The sequence below is a fragment of the Dyadobacter sp. HNCC25DJ186 genome, from assembly GCF_056895235.1.
Genome location: NZ_JBXHAS010000019.1, coordinates 1 through 24,417 on the forward strand (window position 1 = coordinate 1; position 24,417 = coordinate 24,417).

The 24,417-nt window shown below is 43.6% G+C and carries 16 protein-coding genes and 1 pseudogene; 12 read left to right on the forward strand and 5 right to left on the reverse strand.

The genetic code is table 11. The features are described from left to right. The coding region (locus tag AC1XUO_RS28655) for a choice-of-anchor Q domain-containing protein (RefSeq protein WP_483333293.1) at window positions 1-2,589 on the reverse strand (2,589 nt) is incomplete at its 3' end. A gap of 737 nt (window positions 2,590-3,326) precedes the next feature. Next, a complete protein-coding gene (locus AC1XUO_RS28660) occupies window positions 3,327-4,835 on the reverse strand; it encodes a response regulator (protein WP_483333294.1) in 1,509 nt (502 codons plus the stop codon). Between AC1XUO_RS28660 and AC1XUO_RS28665 the strand changes: the two genes are divergently transcribed. Continuing rightward, window positions 4,834-4,956: a hypothetical protein gene (locus AC1XUO_RS28665; protein ID WP_483333295.1), complete on the forward strand. Its 123-nt coding sequence runs from the start codon at window positions 4,834-4,836 to the stop codon at window positions 4,954-4,956. The two genes, AC1XUO_RS28660 and AC1XUO_RS28665, sit on opposite strands and share 2 nt — an antisense overlap. Before the next feature lie 1,426 nt (window positions 4,957-6,382). On the opposite strand, the gene AC1XUO_RS28670 is transcribed toward AC1XUO_RS28665, so the two are convergent. Then, on the reverse strand, window positions 6,383-10,747 hold the full coding sequence (locus AC1XUO_RS28670; protein ID WP_483333296.1) for a PAS domain S-box protein: 4,365 nt from the start codon (window positions 10,745-10,747) through the stop codon (window positions 6,383-6,385). Between the two features lie 484 nt (window positions 10,748-11,231). Here AC1XUO_RS28670 and AC1XUO_RS28675 point away from each other — a divergent pair. Beyond that, window positions 11,232-11,408: pseudogene (locus AC1XUO_RS28675) on the forward strand (IS66 family transposase); the annotation flags it as partial. Between the two features lie 313 nt (window positions 11,409-11,721). Next, window positions 11,722-13,464 carry a T9SS type B sorting domain-containing protein gene (locus AC1XUO_RS28680; protein ID WP_483333297.1) on the forward strand — a complete coding sequence of 581 codons (1,743 nt, stop codon included), beginning with the start codon at window positions 11,722-11,724 and terminating at the stop codon, window positions 13,462-13,464. 245 nt (window positions 13,465-13,709) lie between these two features. Here AC1XUO_RS28680 and AC1XUO_RS28685 read toward each other — a convergent pair whose 3' ends face one another. After that, window positions 13,710-13,808 (reverse strand): transposase domain-containing protein, encoded by a 99-nt coding sequence (locus AC1XUO_RS28685; protein WP_483333298.1) that lies wholly within the window; start codon window positions 13,806-13,808, stop codon window positions 13,710-13,712. A gap of 287 nt (window positions 13,809-14,095) precedes the next feature. Here AC1XUO_RS28685 and AC1XUO_RS28690 point away from each other — a divergent pair, with 287 nt between their 5' ends. The 7 genes from AC1XUO_RS28690 to AC1XUO_RS28720 all read left to right on the forward strand — a co-directional run bounded on the left by AC1XUO_RS28690 (window position 14,096) and on the right by AC1XUO_RS28720 (window position 22,020). Further along, window positions 14,096-16,372, forward strand: coding sequence for a TonB-dependent receptor (locus AC1XUO_RS28690; RefSeq protein WP_483333299.1), 2,277 nt, complete (start codon window positions 14,096-14,098; stop codon window positions 16,370-16,372). A 5-nt stretch (window positions 16,373-16,377) separates the two neighbouring features. After that, window positions 16,378-17,424: a sensor histidine kinase gene (locus AC1XUO_RS28695; RefSeq protein ID WP_483333300.1), complete on the forward strand. Its 1,047-nt coding sequence runs from the start codon at window positions 16,378-16,380 to the stop codon at window positions 17,422-17,424. After that, window positions 17,421-18,110, forward strand: coding sequence for a LytR/AlgR family response regulator transcription factor (locus AC1XUO_RS28700; protein ID WP_483333301.1), 690 nt, complete (start codon window positions 17,421-17,423; stop codon window positions 18,108-18,110). The genes AC1XUO_RS28695 and AC1XUO_RS28700 overlap by 4 nt, the downstream gene beginning before the upstream one ends. 117 nt (window positions 18,111-18,227) lie before the next feature. Beyond that, window positions 18,228-19,607 carry a DUF3500 domain-containing protein gene (locus AC1XUO_RS28705; protein WP_483333302.1) on the forward strand — a complete coding sequence of 460 codons (1,380 nt, stop codon included), beginning with the start codon at window positions 18,228-18,230 and terminating at the stop codon, window positions 19,605-19,607. 11 nt (window positions 19,608-19,618) lie between these two features. Then, on the forward strand, window positions 19,619-20,932 hold the full coding sequence (locus AC1XUO_RS28710; protein WP_483333303.1) for a HupE/UreJ family protein: 1,314 nt from the start codon (window positions 19,619-19,621) through the stop codon (window positions 20,930-20,932). Between the two features lie 25 nt (window positions 20,933-20,957). Further along, entirely contained in the window at window positions 20,958-21,560 is a 603-nt protein-coding gene (locus AC1XUO_RS28715) for an RNA polymerase sigma factor (protein WP_483333305.1), read from the forward strand. A gap of 235 nt (window positions 21,561-21,795) precedes the next feature. Continuing rightward, entirely contained in the window at window positions 21,796-22,020 is a 225-nt protein-coding gene (locus tag AC1XUO_RS28720) for a hypothetical protein (RefSeq protein WP_483333307.1), read from the forward strand. 79 nt (window positions 22,021-22,099) lie between these two features. On the opposite strand, the gene AC1XUO_RS28725 is transcribed toward AC1XUO_RS28720, so the two are convergent. Continuing rightward, window positions 22,100-22,282 carry a hypothetical protein gene (locus AC1XUO_RS28725; RefSeq protein ID WP_483333309.1) on the reverse strand — a complete coding sequence of 61 codons (183 nt, stop codon included), beginning with the start codon at window positions 22,280-22,282 and terminating at the stop codon, window positions 22,100-22,102. 301 nt (window positions 22,283-22,583) lie between these two features. Between AC1XUO_RS28725 and AC1XUO_RS28730 the strand changes: the two genes are divergently transcribed. Beyond that, on the forward strand, window positions 22,584-22,997 hold the full coding sequence (locus AC1XUO_RS28730) for a MarR family winged helix-turn-helix transcriptional regulator (RefSeq protein ID WP_483333310.1): 414 nt from the start codon (window positions 22,584-22,586) through the stop codon (window positions 22,995-22,997). 63 nt (window positions 22,998-23,060) lie between these two features. Beyond that, the gene (locus AC1XUO_RS28735) at window positions 23,061-24,416 is read left to right on the forward strand and encodes a TolC family protein (RefSeq protein ID WP_483333312.1); all 1,356 of its coding nucleotides are present in this window, start codon (window positions 23,061-23,063) and stop codon (window positions 24,414-24,416) included. Window position 24,417: the final 1 nt, after the last annotated feature.

Below are 24,417 nucleotides of genomic sequence, written 5' to 3' on the forward strand. Positions count from 1 at the left end.
AGTTAAGGTTAAGTCTCTTTGGCCCAGCGAACTTTCTGTACCTGCAAAGCCACCATAGACTGGTATATAGCTAACCAATGAGAAGGTATTGTTTCTTCCGTCAGCAATACCAAAATTATTGTCTGCCGGGCTGTACGAAGGTTTAAAAACACCGCCTGCCACCCAAATTTGTGTGATGGCGTTATTAGTTTTTGCGGCAACCAGCACATCCGCGAGTTCGGCATACGCATTTGCCCAGCTGCTGCCGTTAACATTACCTGCGCCATGCTGTTTTACATAAACAATCCCATTGACATCAGGAAAAATGGCGAAATATGAACTTTCGTAGGCACCCATATCTATGATTTTCCTTTGCAAACGACTGTTATTAGCCAGGTCTCTGGTATTGGTATTGAGGCCCGCATATAATTCATTGCTACCAGCATTTATGGCATGGCTACTTGCTTTAAGTGTGTAGTCACCGGCGGCCTGATTGACAAATATTTGATCAACAGTGTAGTCAGAAGCGTTTAGATTATTATTGGCCATATCATTAATGCCCGAGACAAGGCTATAAAATGCGTGGATAGTACCTCCAGGATTAATAACCGGATTGGTACCTGAGCCAAAAATAATACTGTTTTGAACTTTGACTGTACCGCTTTCCAAATAAAGCTCACTGCCATCGGTTTCTACCCTATTGCCCGCAAGCGTAACATTAGTAAAAGCAAGTGTTGAACTCTGATTGTACACTCCGCCTCCATAGCTGGCATAATTGCCATTAATGCTTACATTGGTAAGTTTAGGCGAAGAAGTAGAATTATATAATCCTCCACCATAACCTGCACTGTTTCCAGTAATAATTACCTGATTGAGCACTGAAGAGGAATTTTCTTGAGTGTACATCCCTCCGCCATATATAGCAGAATTGCCGGCAATAGTCACGTTGGCTATTATTGCAGTAGAAGCTATATTATATATTCCGCCGCCACTAATCCGATCTATGTATACCTCGTTCACTATAACATCACCATAACTATTAGCATAACCACCGCTTACAGTAAATCCATTCAACTCGGCGGAGCCCAGAGATCCGGCAGCGATAATTACGTGGATCGCATCATTTGCTGAAAGGCCTCCGGAATTATCAAAATCACCGCTCAGTGTACTTCTATTACTGTTGTTGCTCAGATCCCTCTGCGTTATTGAAGTTTCATTAACACCTGCAAAGCCGCCGTAAATTTTTACATTTTTGACGAGAACAAAGGAATTATCCCTGTTAGTTGTATTTTTTATGTCAAAATTATCTGCTTGATACAACGGTTTATAAACACCACCCGCCACCCAAATCTGGGTTATAGCGGTATTGGTCTTGGCAGTCCGAAGGGCGTCGGCTACTTCGGGTGTCGCATTCGCCCAGCTATTACCTGTTAAATTACCGGCACCGTGCTGTTTCACATAAACAATTCCATTTGCATCGGGTACCACAACCACATTACCACTTTGTGATTCATAAGCCCCTAAATCTACGGTGTTATCCCGGATACGGGCATTGCCTGCCAGATCGGTAATTTGAGTTACAAAATTATTATTGCCTTTGTTGATAGCCGGGCTACCTGCCTTAAGGCTATAACCAACACCCATACTCAGGCCCGAGGCAGAGGGGTCCAAAAAAATATCGCTTGTAGCACCGTTGTAACTTACCATATCCGTGCCGCCTGGATTTCCTTGAATCAGACAATTTTTGTATTCCGATGGGCTTTCAACATCTGAAACTCCAAAATTATTACCGTAAATAATGCTGTTGTAAAACTTCGCGCCAGACCACATATTAAGAATTCCGCCTGGATTGCCGCTTACGGTTACATTGGTAAGTGAAGGATAAGAGGAAATATTATACATAGACGATGTACTGTTCCCACTTATTATGACATTGGAAAAAACCGTATTAGACCTATAATTATACACCGCATATCCAGAATTAAGCGAACCATTACCACTTATTGCCACATTGGCAATGGTAATTGCGGAAGATTCTGTGTACAAAGCACCACCATAGTTCATAATGACGTTATAATTACTGTTTATGGTTATATAACTTAATCCCGCCGGGTAACCTCCTGTAATCGTAAATCCATTCAGTTCCGCTCTTCCCAAATTTCCGAGAGCAATGACCACATGATAAGCATCACCGTTAGATAGTCCATTTATGTTATCTATATCTCCACTCAAAGTACTCCTATTAGCAGTTATTGATAAATTTCTCTCTGCCAATGTTGTTTCGTTACCTGCAAAGCCGCCGTACACTTTTAAATCATGAACCATAAGGAAATTACGGTACGCGACAGCTTGGTAGGAACTGGGACTATTAATCAAATATAAAGGCTTATATACTCCACCAGCAACCCAGATCTGAGAGACACCACCATTACTGACACTAGCGAATTTTAGGGCATCGGCAAGTTCGCCTGCGGCATCGGTCCAGCTGCTTCCGTTACCTGTTGAACCTTTTTTTACATACACGATGCCATTTGAAGGTGTAATTTGTGCGATGACCCGATGCGAAAATGCTATTACAAATAGCATTCCGATAACAAGAAATTTTTTCATTGGAACGTTGAGTTGAAATTGTTAGCGTAATATCTAAATTGAAAAGAAGGATTTCTCCGGATCGCGAACATATAATATGGGTTGCCACAGCTGAGCTGGCGCCAATATTTTAGCATAAAAAAACCCTAGCTAAGTTACACTTTGCGAGTCAGGAAGAAGAAATTAAGGAAAAGAATAGGCCTGAAGCGGCACGGCGTGTCCGCGTATACGCGAAATGGGAAAGTCCCGTTAAAACTGATCATGAATCGTTGAGGATAGAGGGTAGTTAACCGAAAGATACAAAAATATCCATAGCGTCAAGCTCCTTTGAATAAATTGTATAAATATCGAGCGACTTCGGTTGGTCTTAGCTATTTATCTCTCTGCAGAATACAGCCTTGCAGGTTCAATAACTTGCCTTTAGGAGTTTGTTGCTTGACAATTCAAAATAAGTCGCCCAGCTCCTTGTCATGGCGGCTATGTTGTTCGACGGTAACCCCGTTCTCAGCAACAGTAGTAATGTCCTTCCTCACAGTATTTGGAAAATTCGGTGCCTCAGACTACCTGATCCCGTCGCAAATTGAAAGCAGGCCCTGTTTTGAGATCTTCGAAGTAACTCGTTGGTAGAAAAAAGAGATAGACTGGCCAATCTAAACCAAATCACCTGATCAGCCTTAACGAATTTACGTGGTCAATTTCACCGAAATCTCCTAAATCGTCTCAATGCAATTTACAGCTTCGTAATTTCTCAGCATTCCTTATTTGACATCGTCAGGCATAACAACTTTTAACAGGGATATAATTTTAATTTTCAACTCTTCGGGTTTTGCAGGTTTAAGGACGAAGTCATTTATATAAGGAGATTTTTTAATTCCCTCGGCAACTGCCTCCACCGAACCAGTGACCACTAATATAGGTATGCTAGCTTTAATGGGATCGGCCATTTGCCTGATCCGCCACGAAGCTTCGAACCCATCCATTCTAGGCATATTGATATCCATAAGGATTAAATCGTACTCTTCAGTCCGAACTTTATCTATTGCCTGAATTCCATCTACTGAGGTGTCAACAATAATTCCCCATCGTTCCAATTGCCTTTTCATAACCAGAATATTTAAAGGTTCATCATCAACAATTAATATCCGGTAACCTGCCAGATTGCTAACCTCAGATATTGCTATGACATGAATCGGTTGCTCAATAGGAATTGGAAAATTAATGGCAAAACTAACATTAGTTCCTATTCCTTCCCGACTTTCAATAAGCATTTCTTGTCCATGTAAACGCACAAGGTGACTCGCTATCGCTAAACCAATTGTGCCATAATGCTGCCGGCTATTTTCAACAACAATATCCGCAAATGGGTCAAGTGCATTTGCTACTTGTTCTTTTGGAATTCCTATCCCGGTGTCTGTAATATTGAAAGTTAATCTTATTTGATTCAATGCAATTTGTTCAGAACGCAAACTTATAAGGACCTGCCCAACATCTGTGAATTTGATTGCATTCTCAATCAAATGAAATAGAATTTGGCCCAACCTCAGTGAGTCTCCGCTTATTACAAGATCCTTTGACGCAAGATCAGAATCGAGAAGAAGATCAATCTGTTTTTGGTCAGCATTAAATTGAAAAGATCGATAAATATTATTCAAAAGCTCACCAACAGCAAAAGGCTCTTTTGCAAGTGTCGATTCTCCTTTATCTAAACTCGTAAAATCGATGATATTTTCAATAGTCGCCATCAAATTTGAAGTGGAGAATTGAAGTATCTTTAGATGCTCCTTTTGCTCTGGCAGTTGCGAACCTGTAAGAAGTAAACTGGTAGATCCCTGTACCACATTTAGAGGCGTCCGAAGTTGATGGGACATTGTTATGAGAAAATTACCCTTAGCAGTTGCTTGCCTACGCGAAATACGCAGAGCATGCTCGAGCTCATTTTTGAGTACATCTTTTTGCTGATCAACAGATAAATGATTGTTGAAAAATAAATAGTGAATGTACACAAGCAATAGGAAATTGCTGATAATTAACACAGGAAACGCCATTACGTTTGGTATGTACACATTTCCAGGCAATTGATAGCTAAAATAGTTTTGTAAGACCACTTCCGCGACCAAAGGGAAAATATTGAGCATAGAATAAATTAAGCCCTTCTTTGGTCCCAGTAAGTAGTAACCGCATGAAAGCACAATTATACAATATTGCGCTATTACGACATTCATACTCTCCTTTATCAGCACCACGCTTACCCAGACAATTGCCGTCATGGCAACCATAAAAAAATTAGCTGCAACTTTCCAGGAACTGGCAAATAGCAGTAGACCAAGACAAATCGACCATATTAACGGAAAAACGAAAATAGGCCAAAACAGCTTTGGTGGAAAATGATAGAGATGGAAGATTAAAAGTGAAAGTCGTAAAACTAGAAATGTTACTATACATACAAACAATATTTTAATCCGAGTCCTATCTAAAAGACTTTCCTGATTATTTAAAAGAGACCGATAACGGCTAATCATATTATGGAGTTGAGTAAGGGCAATTTATTGGTGAAAGCTAGAAAAAATACAATGGTTTTCCTTATCCGTATCAAATTATTTTAAAGGGTTAACTCAACAACTCATATCCCTGGGGATTGCATGCTTGGTTATCATAATACAGCTTATCATCCATTTAATTCTCATTTTTTTAACAATAATAGATGACCGAATCTCACTCTCGACAACTTTGCCCTAGTTGAACAAACGGGAAGATGTAAGAACCGTGGTCAGGTACAAAAATTTAGAAGGGGTTATAAAAAGAAGATTGGCAGCTGGCAGAATGGCTATGATACTCAGAACGCTAAGGGGGAAGAACTTTTATTTTCAGGTAAAATGTACCGTTAAGCAGCTATTAAAGGCAGATATTTAATTTTATTTTCAGGCTTTTACGAATGGACCCATGTTTTTCACCCGAATAAACGAACGGGTGAACCCAAGAAAACACCTGAAAATATCCTCATTACATAGTGTTAAAGACCAGTCCTATTTATACATTGAAGGTATCTGGCAGACATAGACTGGTCAGGACACTGGGGAAACAGTGGATACGGTAAGCACTGTCACCACCAAAACCAGTGAGCTTATGACCAAAACCCATAACGCCAAGGAGAGAATGCCAACCATTATTCCTGACGCGCTCGCCTAGGAATGGATGATGAATGACCTGGGCGAAGAAAGAATAAACCATTCTGCAACCTATCAGGTTCCAGCCGAGCAAATGGAGGCATACACGGTTCAAAAAGATTTTTTTTTAAATCCGAGGGCCCAACAGTCCCGTTCATTTATGACGATCTTATTTCAATGGATTTACCGTCGCCCCCCCGCAGATATCGCTTTTTTAATAAATGAGTGACCAAATTAACTTTTAAAAAAGGTTAGTATGTCCATTCATGTATTTCTTCATTGTTTCAAAATAAATACGGGCTTGTATCACTTCAACAGCAATAGCTACCGCCTTACAGTTCGTCTTAACGAAGAAAGGCGATAAATGGTAATTTCAACCGTCTTCTATCAAGTTTAAAGGCTGGTTCTTTTAAGAACGCAAATGATCTCTAAAGATAACCAACATTATCTGGTTGAAATCTATTAAATACGTCAACACATTTAAATTATTCATTAAATATTTCTAAATAAGCGGATATTCCACTATGTATTCGACTTTAAGGAAGTTGATTATTAAATGATTTATATTGAGTAACATACCCTTATGAATTCAATAAAATGTTTTTCTGATATACGGACACATGCCTCGAACAGTAGCATGGTTATCTGACTTACCTTGTTAGTTCATCAATAATTCTGATCAGCTCTTTCACGTCAACTGGCTTAATGAGATGACTGTCAAAGCCTGCGTCCAGGGCTAACTGCCTATCTTCCTGCTGACCATAACCTGTCAGGGCAATCAGCGGAATAGATTTGCCCCAAGGCCGTTGACGAATCATTTTTGCTGTTTGATAGCCATTCATTCCTGGCATGCCTATGTCACACAAGATTACCGCTGGCTTCGTTGTTTCGGCTGCTTTAATTCCTTCTAAACCACTTTTGCGACTTTCCACTTTAAATCCTTTTAATTGCAAAAGTAATGTAACCAGTATCGTTGCATCGACGTTATCATCAATGACCAAAACGTGCTCGCCGTGCAACCGCTGACCAACGCTCATGTCAGGCACACCTTTTGAAGTTATTTGTTTATTTGCTACTGGCAGGTAGACCAAAAACTCGCTTCCCTGCCCCAATCCGTTGCTACGAGCCTCCACATATCCGCCATGCATCTTGACCAGACGCTGCACCAGTGTAAGACCTATGCCCAGGCCCCCTTGCGCGCGGGCCAGAGAATTATCAGCTTGCACAAAAAGATCAAAAATCGAGCACAGCTGCTCGGTTGTAAGTCCGATTCCGTTGTCTGCCACCCGGATCAGTGCATAACCGTCTTGCCGGTTCATACTTACCCAAACCTGGCCCTGATCACCCGTGTAACGAAGGCCATTTGTTAATAGATTAGTAACCACCTGGCTTAGCCTGGTGGTATCCCCTTGGACGTAGAGACGCTCCATCATATCAGTTAGATGCAGTTTTTTGCCCGCCGCTGCGTATTGGCCGCCAATTGCCATGACCGCCTCAGATATTAGTCCTCCCAATTCGATATTATCCTTTTTAAGCACTATTTTGTTTTGGGTAATACGGCTTACATCAAGCAAATCATCCACTAAGCGCACCAGGTGGTCAACCTGACGCTCCATCAGTGTCAAGGTTTGCTCCGTAACAGAATCTGGCTCTGATGCTGTTAAAGATAGTACCGACAACCCATTACGTATGGTAGACATAGGGTTTCTTAATTCATGGGCCAGCATCGCCAAGAATTCATCTTTGCGCCGGTCAGCCTGTTGCAGGGCATATTCAGCTGATTTGAGTTGGTCTATATCTGTAATTATGGTTACTTGCCCGGTAACCTTACCCTCGTTATTAATAAGAGGCACTGCTGCCACATGGGTCCATATCGCATTTCCGTCTTCCATGGTGTATCGCATTTCGACTGGTGGGAGTACCCGCTCTCCGCGCAGTGCACGGGCACCGGGATAATCACTCCTTTGGAGACGGCTACCATCAGCATTATACGCAAGCCACCGATCATAACGGGTTTCATCCATGGAGGGCATAAGACCCGAAGGCAGATAGCGATCCATCACCTCATTGGCCATCACAACCTTGCCATCATGGTCAAATTCTCCAACTGCTACTGGCAAACTCTGAAATATGGCAGACAGACGGGTCTGGCTTGCTTGCAGGGTTTGTTGCGCTGTCTTCCTGTCCATAATGTCATTAAACAAAACAGCAACCCGGTTTTGACCAGCCAGGCCAATAGGAAAAGCATAAACATCATAAAAGTGCCCCAATGCAGTCGCCTCATGCTCAAAACGGGCAGGCTCGCCTGTTTTGGCTATTCGCCCGTAAGTTTCGTACCAGAACTCTTCATGTGCTGGGGCCAGCTCACGCATCGTTTTCCCGATCACATCAATGAGCCCCGTATGGCGGATAAGTGCCGGGTTGGCTTGCAAAACAAGGTAATCGATCGCCTTTCCATGCGGGTTAAAGAGTACTTCGATAATACAAAAACCTTCGTCAATTGAATCGAACAAAATTTGATATTGCAGTTCAGATTCCCGCTGGGCCTGCTGAGAATGTTTGATAGCCGTTATATCACTGGCAGTACCAAACCATCCGACAATCTCACCCTGTTTGTCAAATTTGGGAATTGCCCGGGAAAATGTCCATCCTATGTCTCCTGTGGCCAATATAATCCGGTGCTCTAATTCAAAAGGCACCTGAGCCGCAACTGCTTTTTCGATCGCATTCTGCACGAATGGCTGGTCTTCTATTGGAATGTACTGCTGCAACCAGCTGGAATTCTTTGTCGCATTATCTAAAAGAAACGACTTACCTATTAGCTGGTGCATTTGCTGCCAATCCGGGCTCATCTGGTAGACGGCATCAGAGGTCGAGGTGACAAAGGCACGAAAGCGCTCTTCGGATTCGTTAAGTGCTTGCTCAGCCTGACGGCGCTCCGTAACATCAAACATAACCCCACTCATTATGACGGGCTGGTTGTTCACTTTTTCCATCACACGCCCGTAGCCACTCATCCAGCGGGTTGAACCGTCTTGAAGAACTGCACAAAACTCCGAATTATACAACTCATCCCTATCCAGGGCCTGTTGCAGCTGGGCCCCTACGCGGTCACGGTCATCCGGATGCACATGCTCAAAGAAAAGCTCCGGTTTAACAGGCTTGCTTTGAGGTTCGAGACCAAATATTCTAAAATGCTCTGCGTTCCAAAATACCTGGTTGGTATCCAATTGCCACTCCCAGGTCGCCATATCGGCAGCTTCCGTGGCAAGCCTGAGACGCTTTTCCGCCTGTCGCAAGGCTTTTTCATCCTGCAGGCGCTCAAGGCGTGCCCAAATGCGTTCTGCAAGCTCGCGCATTAACTTAGTTTCATCCTCCCGCCAGTGACGCGGCTTTTTATCCATCACCGTCATACAAAAATGACATTGTCCGTGCCGGGGCAATGGAATGTTAACAAATGAGGCGACGTTCATCGTTTCTGCAAATTGCGGGATGACGCCAGAATCCATAGCGACGTCGCGGATGACCTGCGTCTTACCGGTGCCACATATCTGCTGGAAATCTCTTGTTAAAAAATCCTCAATCGGGTATGACCCCTTCATACTTAATAAGTCTGATTGGTGCCAATCATATACTACATTAACACCCTGCTTCCCTACCTGACTAAAGGCAACCCTTGAAGTCTTGAAATGGTTAACGATTTTGCTACCAAGCCCTTCCATGGTTTCGTCAACATTATTTAAAGTGGCCAGTTCCTGGCTTACATCATCTAAAAGGGCTTGGCGAGTTTGATTACGACTATCTTGGGTGATATCTTTAAAGATGACAGCCAACTGCCTATTTGCACCTTGCTCAACGAGAAATGCAAAAAGCTCAATAACCCGGTCGATACTTTTTACATCGATTACGGAACGAACTGATTGGCCTGTTTGCCAGACCTTTTCGTAAAGGGCATAAGCTTCTTGCGGAGCTTCGGGGAATGCTTCCCTGATTGTTTTACCTGTTACTTCTCCAACGCCTGCGTGTTGCAGAAATGCCTGGTTTACTTCCAGGTAACGGAAATCAATCTGCTGAGTGTCAACGCGCTCTAATAAACAGAAACCTTCATCAATCGACTCAAATAGCATACGGTACCGTTGGTCTGCCTGCCTTTGCTTGGTAACATCACTGGCTGCCCCTAACCATTGGTGGATGTCGCCTGCTTCATTCAAAATAGGGATTGCACGGGAAAATACCCAACCAACAGATCCGTCCCGGCGAAAAACCTGGTGTTCCGCTTCGAATGGCACCTTCCCCTCAATGGCCTGTCGAATGAGTCCCTGGACACGTTCGCGCTCAGTATGCGGGATATATTCTTCGAGCCAGTTGCCCTTGGGCGAAGCTGCGCTGGTCAGATAATCTTTTTCTACCAATTGAAACATTTGCTGGCAGTCAGGGCTCATCGTGTAAATAATTTCCGAAGTGGCTGTGACCAAGTGGCCAAACTTCTGCTCACTATTGGTTAACGCCTGCTTATCATCCTTCTTCTCTTGTACCTGGCGAGTCGTTTCCAGTACTGTCACCAAAATGCCACCCACTTCACCTGAATCTATAAGCACCGGGCTATACGCTAGGGTAAAACGGGCATCCTGCAAGTAACCTAAACGATTGATGGGGTAAAGTGCGTCATCAAAACGAAATGACTCGCCCTGAAACACCCGCCTATAAATGGGCTCATTGATGTGCCAAACCTCAGGCCAGCACTCCTGGGTAGGTTGGCCAAGTCCTGATGGATGCTTATCACCCATTAGATCCCGGTAGCCATCATTATAAATTTGAACAAGTTCGTTTCCCCATAGAATGACAGTTGGAAAAGGAGTAGCCAAAATTAATTGAACGGATGCACGTAGAAATTGAGGCCACTGACTACTGCCTCCTAAAACGGTTTGTGACCACTTGAAGGTCCGGCAAATGGCGCGCATTTCGCCCGGCCCTTGAAAAAGCTTATCTAAATCACTGTCGGCAGGGTTTCCCATAAAGTCTCTTTAAATAAGGCTGGAATTAAACAAGAAACTATCGCCATAATAAATGTCTTACATGGCAGGCATAATAACGAATGGTTTTTTAGTTATATATCAGCTCAAGGTATTTTATCAACCTGCTAGTCAAGTAATAATTTTTACAAATAATTGTGCCAAACAATTCGAAAACTGCAAGGCAACTTACCCCTTAACAACTTGAGATTATGGCTGCTATTCGACAAACCTAATATAAATAATGAATTTTCTATCAAATTTTATTAAAGCGCCGGAGTGTTTAATCTTATTTGCTGAATGTCTCCAAAAGTAAGTGAGTTTGACAATTCCAGCAAAACCTTGCTTAGTGGATTGTTTGATAAAATAATCAATAGCGAAACTTGATATGAGCACGATTTGGATCTTAAATGGCAAATCAAATTATCTTAATTGGTGTAGCGTCGAGTTCGACCAGGGTAAGCCTTAAATACAAACCGTTAGAATGGAAGTTACCGATGAGCTGGATTAAGAACCTGCCCGCTTTTTGATCAAAACGAATATCCGCTATAAATATGCGCCTAAATATGGTGAAGAGGTAAAAACCGGTCAGCTTCCAGAACGGGTTATCGATCGCGCAGCGAATCGTAGGGGAATACCATCTGCAGGACTTCTTGCAAGCATTGGATGTTTTTGCACCATCTGTTAATTTAACCTCTTGGTTGAATATGCCCCTTCGATTTTGACATAAGGACTGTAGACTTAAAAGACCTGCTTAGAAAATTGGATACCCCCTAATGACCGTATCAACATTCCGGCACTCACTCATTGAATTCGCCTGTCATACAGCGATTATGAGAAGCGGTGATTTTTCGGGCGCTTTTCACGGTGGGCATATTAACATCTGGGGCGTTAACAGGGCGTGATTTGGCTGCAACATAGAGAGGGTCAACTGCGTATTTAAAAGGGAAAGTTTTAAAAGAAAATCGAACCCTCTTATGAAAGGATTTTTATTATTCCTGTCTGTTATGACTTTGGTCTGCTTACATGCGACTGCTCAGGTTGATTGCGACAATATCGGTTTTGAAAAGGGTTCCACGTCAGGCTGGAGCCTGAGTTACGGAATAGTTGCAGACCAGAACCAGAAAGTGGTTTATCTCAACGAAACTTCCGGGACACAAGGCACGGAGCATTATGTAACCAGTTTAAGTGATGGAAACGATCCCAAAATTCCCTCAATTTCGACCGTCGCACCTGGGAGCACACATTCAATACGTATTGGTAACATGACTACCGGAACACACTTTACAAGGATTAAAGCCGATTATCAGGTAACCAAAGACAATACGCTGTTTCAATACAAGTTTGCCGTGTTGCTTCAAAACACCAGCGGAGCTGGCCAGCAGAATCATGAGTCTTATCAAAAACCTGGATTTGTAATTGAAATCTATGATGCGAACGGAGATAATCTTTCCTGCAGCAATTATGATATACAGCTGCAGGGCTCTAATACGGTAGATGGATTTCAGACCTCAGGCGATATACAATACCGCGACTGGACTACAGGTGCCATTGATCTTCGCAACTACATTGGGAAAACAATTACGATTGTGGTCACCACCCATGGCTGTACACAGAGAGGGCATTTTGGCTATGCCTATTTTGATGCGCAGTGCTTAAAAAGTGAGATCACTATTGCGTCCAACTGCCCGGATTCAAATGGATACATGACGCTGGTCGCGCCCGATGGCTTCGGTCAATATACTTGGAGCAATGGCGAGACTACACAGGTCATCCGGGTGAAAGCCAACCTGGGAGATACTTACAGCGTTGCCCTGGTACCGCTGGCTAGCCTTGACAAATCCTGTACACTTCAGCTGGATTATACAATTAAATTCAGTACTGCAGACACCACCATTACGAAGTCTATTTGCGAGGGAGAGCAGGTTGCCGTAGGAGATACCGTTTATAGCACAAGTGGAACATTTGTGAGAAACGTTAGTAAAAGTTCGGTTTGTGATAGTACGGTAACATTGAATCTGACAGTAAATCCGCGGGTCAAATATACTCAGGATATTAGTATCTGTGAAGGTTCAACCCTGATGGTTGGTGATTCCTCGTACAGTGTTTCGGGCACCTACATCAATATTATTCCTCTAAGCACAGGATGCGACAGCACCGTTACGACCAATCTAAAGATCATTAAGCTAGATTTGTCAGTGGCTTCTCAAATAAGCATAGTGCAGGGAGACAGTGTTGAGCTGCAGGTGCAGGTCGAACCACTTGGTAACTATAGCTATTTGTGGGAACCAGCGCATGATATAACATGCATTAATTGTGCAGATACCTGGGTCAGCCCGTCCACTTCCACGGTTTATACAATTACAGTAGAAGGGAATGACAAAATTTGTAGCCGTCAGGCTAATATCTCTGTTACGGTTAAGCAATGTGGTGTTTATATGCCGGAGGCTTTCTCTCCTAACCAGGACAATACAAATGATGTCTTCTTTGTTTACGGAAATAGCTGTGTGAAGCTGATCAGGCAAATGTCTGTATACAACAGATGGGGTGAAGTTATCTTCTGGAAAGAAAACTTTGCCGCTTCCGAATCGTCAAACGGATGGGATGGTAGCTACAAGGGATTGCCAATCGATCCAGGTATTTATCCGTATAAGATTAGTATAGAGTTTAACAACGGTAAACTTGCTGAATATAACGGTACGATCTTGTTGCTAAAATAATCCGTAGAAGCTTGTTGGAGGATCCGGCTTCATGTTAATTTCTCTGAGGTAAAGTATATTTTACTAAAGCAATACATTTTATGCGGTGATCCGGCCAATCAAACTTCATTATGACAGGCGTAAGTTATTCGTATGCATCCGACGAAGCCGTATCGTGTAGTTTGGCATTCTGGCAGGTAAATTGACCATTTATATTCCAGAACTTAATCCATTTATTTGGAAGCAATTAATAAAGATCTTTATGCTTAGGATTGGATCCTTTCAAAGACATCTTTCAGCCACTCTTGCTCATCAACGCCGTTTTTCTTGCAAGTAGCCATAAAGGAATACATAGCGGCTGTCATCTCAGCTGCCAGGTGGGAGCCGGTGAAGAAAACAACCTAGCGTCCGATAATATGTAAAGCTTTACATAACATTGGAAGAAAAAATTAATTGTTCGCCGGATCCCATGTTGCTGCACATCGACCTGGCAAGCTAAACTGATGCAATAGCTGCACTATGATGATAGTCCAGCCTTACCCTAAAGAAGACTGACTGATTTATTCGCCACAACATTCCGCTCATTAGTCACTATTTCCCTACGCTCTTAAAATCATTCATTAAACTTGCATATTAATAACATGTCAATACTATGACCTTGAGTACGAAGATACCTCTTTTATTTCTCTTCTTATTAAGCCATGCTGTCCTGGCGCACCAGGGGACGCTACAAGGGCACGTTTATGATGCAGTGACTAAAAAACCTCTTAATTCAGCTACCATTATAGTTGCCGGAACAAAATTCTCAACGGTAACCAACGAGTTGGGAGAATTTAAGATTAAAGCAATAGCTGCAGGAAACTACCAGGCAAGCGTGTTTTCTCTAGGTTTTGAAAGTGTAACCAAAGAATTTAAAATTTCCGATGCAGAAACCACAAACCTGGACTTCTTCCTTCATGTGGGCGCCATAGAACTTTCTGAACTAAAAGTTCAGGCACCTCATGCACACAGCCAGCAGCTGATCAGCTCGATTGACATCAAACTTCGGCCGATCAACAATTCTCAGGAAGTACTCAGAATGGTGCCGGGCCTGTTTATTGGCCAGCATGCAGGCGGAGGAAAAGCGGAACAGATTTTTCTGCGGGGTTTTGATATTGACCACGGTACAGATATCAGTATCAGTGCAGATGGAATGCCCGTTAACATGGTATCGCATGCACACGGCCAGGGATATGCGGATCTTCATTTTATCATACCCGAATTTATTGAAAATGTGAATTTTAAAAAGGGACCATACACCGCTGAAAAAGGAAATTTTGCCACGGCGGGCTGGGTCGACTTTCAGACCAGGGATGTGCTTGACAGAAGTTTTCTCAAAGTGGAAGCCGGGCAGTTTGATACCTACCGGGGGATGGCAGCTTTTAACTTATTATCCGATGCGAAAAAACGGCAGGGAGAATCTGCCTATGTGGCCGGAGAATATAGTTTCAGCAACAGTTATTTTGATTCTCCGCAACATTTCAAACGGATTAACGGTATAGCTAAATACAACAAAAAGATTGGCAACAATAACTATCTGACCACATCTGTATCGCACTTTTATTCCAGATGGAACCATTCCGGACAGATACCTGACCGTGCCGTAGCATCCGGGCTGATATCGCACTTTGGCGCTATCGATGACAAAGAAGGCGGTGAGACTTCCAGGACGAATCTGAACCTGAAACTAATTACCGAATTAAGTCATGGGGGATTAATCAAAAATCAGTTTTATTATTCGCATTATGACTTTGCGCTGTATTCGAATTTCACATTCTTTTTAGTTGATTCCATCAACGGGGACCAGATCCGGCAAAAAGAAAACCGTCATATATTTGGCTACAACGGAACGTATACGAAATCAGGGTACCTTGCCGGTATGCCGGCCGAGACGAGCTTTGGTATTACCTACCGGCAGGACCTGACCGATAGTACCGAACTTTCAAGGACCGTAAACCGGTCTGAAATAACCAAAAGGCTCATGCTTGGCAATACTAATGAAACCAATCTGGGAGCCTATGTAAGCGAAACGATTACTTTAAGAAGTGATTTAAGCCTGAATGCAAGCCTTCGGTACGATCAGTTTTTTAACCGCTACCAGGATCTGCTGGCTGCAACAAAGGGTAAAGCAAAGGCAGGAATTCTGTCTCCAAAATTAAATTTGTACTATACACCGATCAAAAATTTGCAGCTATATGTGAATGCCGGCAAAGGTTTTCACTCTAATGACACGCGGGCGGGCGGCGATCCGCTTGTTGTGGCACAAAAAGGCGAAGATATCCTGCCTCCGGCATACGGAACAGATCTTGGGTTGAACTGGAAACCAGCACCAAGATTATTCTTAAATGTAGCGGCCTGGTATCTATGGCTCAAACAGGAGTTTGTGTATGTGGGTGATGAAGGCGTCGTTGAGCCCAGCGGGCGCTCGGTAAGAAAAGGGATTGATCTGACCGCACGGTACCAGCTATCAAAAAACCTCTTTATGGATACCGATTTAAATATCACCAAACCCCGTGCCATCGATGAGGAAAAAGGCAATGATTACATCCCGTTGGCACCCGTATTTACATCAACAGGAGGGCTTACTTTTAAGAAGTCATCCGGTATGAATGGCTCGCTGCGCTACCGCTATATGGGCGACCGCCCAGCCAATGAAGATAACAGCATCGTGGCAAAAGGTTATTTCATAGCCGATGCCCTGATTAATTATACGCAAAAAAGGTATAATGTAGGGATCTCAGTGATGAATGTTTTAAATACAAAGTGGAAAGAGACCCAGTTCGCCACGGAAAGCAGACTTAAAAACGAAACAGAGCCCGTCGAGGAAATCCATTTTACAGCTGGCAGCCCATTTTTCGCTAAACTTGCGCTCACTTTTTACTTAAAATAGACATTGTGAAAAATCAGATCAGGACATATATGTATCACACCATCGGTTGTCTGGCATTTGTGCTGCTTCCGCTGATGATCTCACCACGTCCGCCCGAAGAAACAGGCGCATTCTTTAACCGCCCGACGGTGCGTGACCTGATCGCGAATGTACTGATGCTCCTCTTTTTTTATATCAATTATTACATCGTTATACCCAGGATCTATTTCAGGAAAAAGTATCTGAATTATTTCCTAGTGGTCGTAATCTGTTTTGCGCTGATCATTATCCTGCCATCCTTACTGACCGGAGAAGATTTTACAACCAATACCCGGGGGCCTTCTCCCGCAAGCCAGATGATGCCGGGCGGGATGCCCAGAAAACCGCAGAGCCCCTTTATCATGGAGGTGCGCCATCACATTTACCTGTTTTGTGTGGTGATTCTTTTTTCTATTTTGTTACAGGTCAACAGGCGTTTTCTTCAATCTGAGCGCGATAAGGCCGAGGCTGAACTGGCCAACCTGAAAGCGCAGATTCATCCCCATTTCCTTTTTAACACGCTCAACAGTATCTATGCGCTTTCTATCACCGGAAGCGAAAAAGCGCCGGACAGTATTGTGAAGCTATCCGAATTCATGCGGTACCTTTTGAAGGATGCGAAGGAAAACCAGGTGCTGCTTTCCAAAGAACTCGATTATATAGCCAACTATCTGGATTTGCAGGCTTCACGGCTCCGGGATTCGGTCCGGATCAATTTTGAGTCATCAGGAAGCCCGGGCGAGAGCAAGGTCGCACCGCTTCTGCTATTCGCATTTATAGAAAATGCTTTCAAACACGGTGTAAACCCCGAAGAAGATTCCCAAATCGATATCCGCATTTCAATGTCAGAATCAACCATTGAGTTCTCGGTCCGCAACAACAAGGTTGTAATCAATAATATGGAAAATTCGTTGGGTATCGGTATTTCCAATTCGCGGGATCGCCTTGCGCGTCTTTATCCCGAAAAACACAAATTATCAATTGAAAACAGGCCGGATTATTTTCTGGTGACCGTATCCCTTCAACTATCATGATCAAAGCCATAGCCATTGACGATGAGCGGCCCGCGCTGGAAATCCTTGCGGCCTTTTGCAGCAGGACGGACTTTATCTCCCTGCAAAAGACCTTTACCAAAACCGGACAGGCACGGGAGTACCTGGAAGAAAACCCGGTTGACCTTATTTTTCTGGATATTAACATGCCGGTCGTTTCCGGAATTGATTTCTTTAAAAACATCCCGCATCCGGCCATGGTCATCTTTACGACAGCCTATGCAGAATATGCAGTGGAAAGTTATGAACTTAACGCGGTCGACTACCTTTTAAAACCCTTTTCACAGGACAGGTTTCTTCTGGCCGCAAACAAGGCGTTACAAATGTTTAAGGCAGCCAGGCAGCTATCCGGTCCGGTATCACCCGTACTTTACTTTCGGGTCGATTATGGATTAGTCCCCATTGCTGTCCATGAAATTCTTTTTATAGAAGGGCTGGACAATTACCTTAAGATTCATCTTGTTGGTCAAAAACCTGTCGTTGTACGCCTTACGATGAAGGCGATGATGGAAAAGCTACCTGAACAGGGCTTTGTACGCATACACCGTTCGTATATTGTTTCACTGGATAAAGTGGTATCCTTCCGTAACAAATTTATTCTGATTGGAGAAGAAGAAATTCCTGTTGGAGCTAGTTATGAGGAGTATTTTAAGAGCATATTCAGATAGTTCGTCACAACATTCGGCAGATTCGCCACTATTTTTTTCGAAACCTCCTGTACAACGCGTTAATCACTTTACATTCAGACTAACAATTTCTTACTATTTACAATCAATTCACAATCTATGAAACTAACAAGATGTTACTCCCTGCTAATTCTATCGCTTCTTTTTACGATGCTTGTCGCATGCAGCAAGAGCGATGATGACGATGTTACCTCTGCTGATGCCAGCGTTTCTGCCCTGACCTGCGCTTCGGCCACCTTCTCTACCACGGCCATTAACGGAACTGCTTACAGTGGAACAGCGACAGTACCCTACACAGGAGGAAATGCTGTGGCTTACAGTGCTGGCAGCGCTATTTCGTCTACCGGAGTAACAGGGCTTACCGCGACCTTGCAGGCAGGTACACTGGCAAGTGGTGCCGGAAACCTGGCTTTTACCATTGCAGGTACTCCAACCTCTGCGGGAACGGCCAGTTTTGCGATCAGTTTTGGCAGCATCAGTTGCACAATGACGCTGACGGTATCAGCTTCGTCAACCAGTACAGTTGATTGCAGTAGCGCCACAACAACGGTTGCCAAGGTAGTTTGTGCTGTGGAAGCCTTTAAGGCAACACTTACGGCCACACAGCTGGCTACCGTTCAACTTGACTTTACCAAGGCAAATGCAATCAAGTGGTCTAATTTGCCTGGCGGGGTAAGCATTCGCAACGGACTCGAATTTAGCACCTTGACTGCTGCACAGCTGACCGCCGCCAAAGCCGTGATCGCTGCTGCATCAGGAACGACGGCCAACGATGGTTATGATGAATTCTCACAGATCAATGCAGCAGACGATGTGCTGGGGACCAAGGCCGGTAGCGGTTATTCTTCGGGTAAATATATCATCGCCTTTTTAGGGACGCCAAGTGTAACAGGAACGTGGATGCTACAATTCGGTGGGCACCATTACGCACAGAATATTACCTACAATGCCGGAGCAGTGGCAAGCGCAACACCTTCTCACCAGGGTATCGAGCCGAAAACCTGGACATCAGGTACTACCACCTATGCACCTATGGCCGTGGAGCACGATGCGATGGCGGCTATGCTTGCTTCATTGAGCACAGCGCAGTTGTCATCAGCGAAATTATCGACTACTTTCAGTGACGTTTCCCTGGGACCAAACAAGGACGGGCAATTTCCGACCACTAAGCTGGGTGTAGCAGTAAGTACGCTAAGTGATGCCCAGAAACTTTTGGTTCTGGCGGCCATGAAACCCTGGACCAATGATGTGGATGATGCTACGGGTACGGCCAATCTGAAACTGTATGAAAATGAACTCGCCGGGACTTACATATCCTATTCCGGAAATGCAACGCTAACCAACAACGCAGATTATGTGCGGATCGACGGGCCAAGTGTGTGGATCGAGTTTGTTTGTCAATCCGGTGTGGTTTATCAGAATGAAATCCACTACCACGCTGTCTACCGCGATCATGCGCGCGATTATAACGGACTTTAAAAGCCAAATACATGTATAATGTTATTTTCATCAGCCGTCGTTTTGTGCGGCTGATGCTTTCCTTCCTTCTGGTTTGCTTGCTTCTTGTAAAGGCATTCGCTCACCCGATGCCCAATTCGGTCGTATTGCTTGATATTCAGCCCAAACAGGTGCATATGGAGTTGCAGCTGCCTTTAAATGAGCTGGAGCTGGCGTTCGGACATGATGTCAACAAAAATCCGCAGGGACTGCTTAACCGGCTGGGGCCTGAGTTGTCGGCGTATCTGCCTAGCCATATCCATCCTGTCGGTGCCGATGGTAGCGTATGGAAGGTAAAGCTGGATGATTTAAAAGTGCAGCAGGTTCAGCAGAGCCCAAGCGGGCCTTATCACGAGCTGATGGCCAATCTGACGATTACGCCGCCGGCTGGTAGCAGCACCCGGGACTTTATTTTGAATTATGATGTCATTTTGCATCAGGTTGCCACGCACTTTGCATTGGTGTCGGTGCGGCAGGACTGGGAGTGCGGTGTGTTTGCCAGCGAGCCGGTCCGGCTGGGGGTGATCGACTGGGACATCCGAAATAATATCATCCATCCGTTTAAAGTAAGCCTGAGCGGCGGCGGGGCTTGGCAGGGTTTTAAACAAACAGCCGTTCTGGGCATGCACCATATTGCCGAAGGAACAGACCATTTGCTTTTTTTACTGGTTCTTCTGCTTGCGGCGCCTTTAATGTCAGCGGCCGGGAAATGGGGAACGTTTGGAGGTGTGCGTTACAGTCTGGTCAGGTTACTGAAAATCGTCACCGCATTCACGCTCGGGCACTCGGTTACCCTTGTGGCAGGCGCCTTGGGCTGGTTCAGCTTTCCGGGGCAGCCCGTGGAAGTTCTCATTGCATTCTCTATTTTAATATCCGCTTTCCACGCGATCAGGCCTGTTTTTTTTGGTAAAGAGGCCTATGTGGCAGCCGGGTTCGGACTGATCCACGGAATGGCATTCGCGGGCACACTCGTTGATCTGAACCTGGATTCCTTTCAGCTTGGGTTGAGCATACTGGGCTTCAACCTGGGCATTGAGCTGATGCAGTTACTGGTCATAGCGGTAGTGTTTCCCTGGCTGATGATTTTGAGCCGCACTAAACTTTATTCACAGGTAAGGATTGGCGGAGCGTTATTGTCGTGTGCCGCCGCCATCGGGTGGATCATTGAAAGGATTACTTCAAAACCAAACGTGGTAACGACAGTCATTAATGATGCTGCTGGTCATGCATGGTGGATTTTGGTGACGTTGGCTGTCTTGGCCATATTAAGCCTTTTTACCGGCAGAGCCAGGACACAATTAGGTTGATTCAGGACATAAAATTTTTAGCATTATGAAAAGTCTGATACATCGGATACTATTTGATCCCCATAACTTACAGTCCATTATACAGGCATGTATCGCTGGTAACCGCTCAGCCCAGCGCGAGCTCTTTAAAAAGTATTTCAGTTATGGAAAAAGTATCTGCCTGAGATATACTGCCTCTGCACAAGAAGCAGAAGAGGTGTTAAACGAAGGTTTTTTAAAAGTATTTATTAATCTGGAAAAATATGATCCTGAGTATCCTTTTAAAGCCTGGCTTCGTACTATTATGGTAAATACTGCCATAAGTCACTACCGTAAGACCCGAAAATACAATGATTCCCGGGTCTCACTCGACCACTTTTCTGACTTCGATCCTGAAGATAGCGATGATATATTGAGTCAGACTGCTACACAGGAAATATTAAAAGTCATTCAACAGCTCAGGCCCATTCATCGAACTGTTTTTCTGATGAACGCGGTAGATGGTTATGCACTAAACGAAATATCGGAATTGTTGAATATGAATACTGCTACGGTCAGATCACATTATTTCAGAGCAAGACAGGAATTACAGGTGCGTCTGGCGCAGGAATATCCACATCTGCCAGGGCGCATCGAGAAGATGTATTAAAATATCCCCTGGCTGAATAAATACAGTGCATATACAAAAGTATTTGGAGCAGTAATTGCTATTCATCCGGATCAATCGGTTATTAAATTTGCAGTACGAATGACTTTGGTGTCTGCGCCAAAGCTCAGGAACTTTATTTTTACTGACAATAATTCCTGGTGTTTCATCAGGTATGCTATCGCTTCTTTCAATGTCTGTTAAGGTTTTTAGGATTAAAACCAAATTCTTTCCTTGTATGGAAATGTCAAAATTCTGCTGTAATCCCAAGAACGTAACAATTGCTTTTATTGTCAGCACAGCAGGTTTTCTTCTCTACTTTGCTGTGAACGCCATAAAACCTGCGACTATGTATAGTACAAATTTAGGAACCGAACCAGCCACTTTGAGTTCCGGATATATCGTTGGCTCTGTATATAAATTAAATCTGGTGGAAGCCATTGGCTTTGAGAATGGACTTTAAAAATATGGCAGAACCAGGCCATTTGTTGGTATTGATGGATATTCCCGAACGTCGTTGCTCCGAAATATTTTATCTGCGATTAAATCCTTCGAAGAAGCGTTTCAAAACTTGTTTTCTGATCGTCATCTAAACCCGCTGGAAGGGTCTGAAATATCTTTTGCACGATCACTCGGGCATCACCATTTAAATCAAGTTTATGTAAAGCTTTCCCGACCCCTTTGCCAGGTACCTCCGCATAAACCAGAAGCTCTTTTGTATACACATATTGGTTGCTTATAGACACAACTCCCTATTTCAATGCTGATTGTAGTATACTTTAATGTGGAATATCACAGAAATCCAACTTAATGTTTCAAAGGCATATTATGATGGAAGTAAATGTACTATCAGGCACAAATGCGTTTTCAGATATCTCGGATCTGTTTCAAAGAAAAGCTCATTTGGGTTATCTTTTTAGTGTTAATAATAAATCAATAAAAATAATATATTCAAACCAAGATAGTTGACTTTATCAACATTGTTTGTAGATTTGCGGTTAGAAATTATAACCTGACAACATAGCTATGAAGATAGGCCTCAAAATGGGAGAATTGATAAAGTCCATCGGCAAGCGTATTGATGAGGCCTTAGGCGGTGAGGAATCAGCATTGTCCATGGAATACTTTTTCCTGCTGAATATTTTATACGGCAGAACGGATGTGATTCAGCATGATCTGGCAAATATTATGAAGAAGGATAAATCCGGTGTGCTGCGACAAATTGACGTGCTGGAAGAACTGAAACTGGTTGTACGGGTGCCTGACACGGACGACAGAAGAAGAAAAGCGATTGTACTAACAGACGCAGGTGTGAAAAAGGTAGAAAAATTCAGGCAGATCGAGGCTGATATTTTTAATGGTTTATTAGAGGGTATTTCCCAGAAAGATCTGGAAGTTTTTGATTCGGTACTGGATAAAATGAAATCTAAAACCTCCTAAAAATTTTTGCCCATATTATTGACAAAATCAACTTTCTTATTGGTCAACTAAAAAAACAAGAAAATGAAATTTAATTTAAAAGGAAAATGCATGGGGGCCGCATTGACCTTTACGCTGTTATCGTTCCAGGCCGAGTCCCAGAACCAACCGTTGTCGCTCAAAAATTGTATTCAGTTTACATTGCAGAATCATCCTTCTGTGGCAGTCTACAAGTATTCCGCACAGTCTGCAGCTGAAAAGATCAGAGAAAGCAAAGCGGCATTTCTGCCATCGGTATCGGGCAGTGTAGGCCTGGATTACAATCTGAAACTTCAGACAAACGTGATCCCCGCCGGAAGTTTTTCGCCCACAGAAACCAAACTGCAATTAGGAAATAAGTTTAGTAACTCCGCATCGATACAGGCAGATCAGAGCCTGTTTGATAAAAGTGCTTCCCTTGGCATCAAGACCTCGCAGGTGAATAAGGAAGTTGCCGACCTGAATGTATCCAAAGAAAATGAAACGCTGATATACAACACGGCATCCTCCTACTACCAGGCACTGACGTATAAAGAAAAAGGTCGTCTTCTTAAAGAAAGCGAAAAGTTATACGAAACCATGGTAGGCATCCTGAAACTCCGTTACGAACAGGGGGTGGTCAAAAAAAGTGAGTATGACCGTGCCCGCGTTAACTACAACAATGTGCAATCGGAAATATTGGCCAATACCAGCGCCTATGCACTGGCGATAAACACATTGAAAAACCACATGGGTCTTCAGCTCAATGCGTCTATAACGATTGGTGACAGCATCAGCACCGTTGATGTCAGCCAATTGTCATTACCAAAAAGTACCGGCCTAAACGGAAACAATTTAATTGACTTTCAAATTGACCAGAAAAACCTTGAATTGAAAAATCTGGACGTTCTTCAGAAGAAAGCAGCCTTCCTGCCGACGTTTTCTATGTATGCAAAGTATGGAGGTACTGCATTTGGCACCGAGTTTGTTCCTGCGCTCACCCACTGGTACGACTATTCGGTGGTTGGCGTGAAAGCTACGATCCCACTTTTCAGCGGCTTTAAAAAGCAGAGCCAGCTCGCGCAGAGCCAGTTCAGCGTCAAGTCGCAGCAGTTTACCAATAAGCTGAATTTACAGAATTATAAACTCAATGTAGAAAATGCTTCGACAGAGATCACCAGCTCATACATCAATCTTAAAAAAAACAAAGAAAATCTGACGCTTGCCAAGGAAATGATGGACGCCTCAGCAGTAGAATACAGGGAAGGAACAACAACATTGTCTTCACTTCTGGACGCGGATTATTCTTATAAAGAGGCAAGAACCAACTATACCACAACGCTGCTGGATTACCTGAACGCCCAGCTGAGCTATTATAAAAATACCGGAACCATCTCAGAATTTGTAAACGAACTTAAATAAC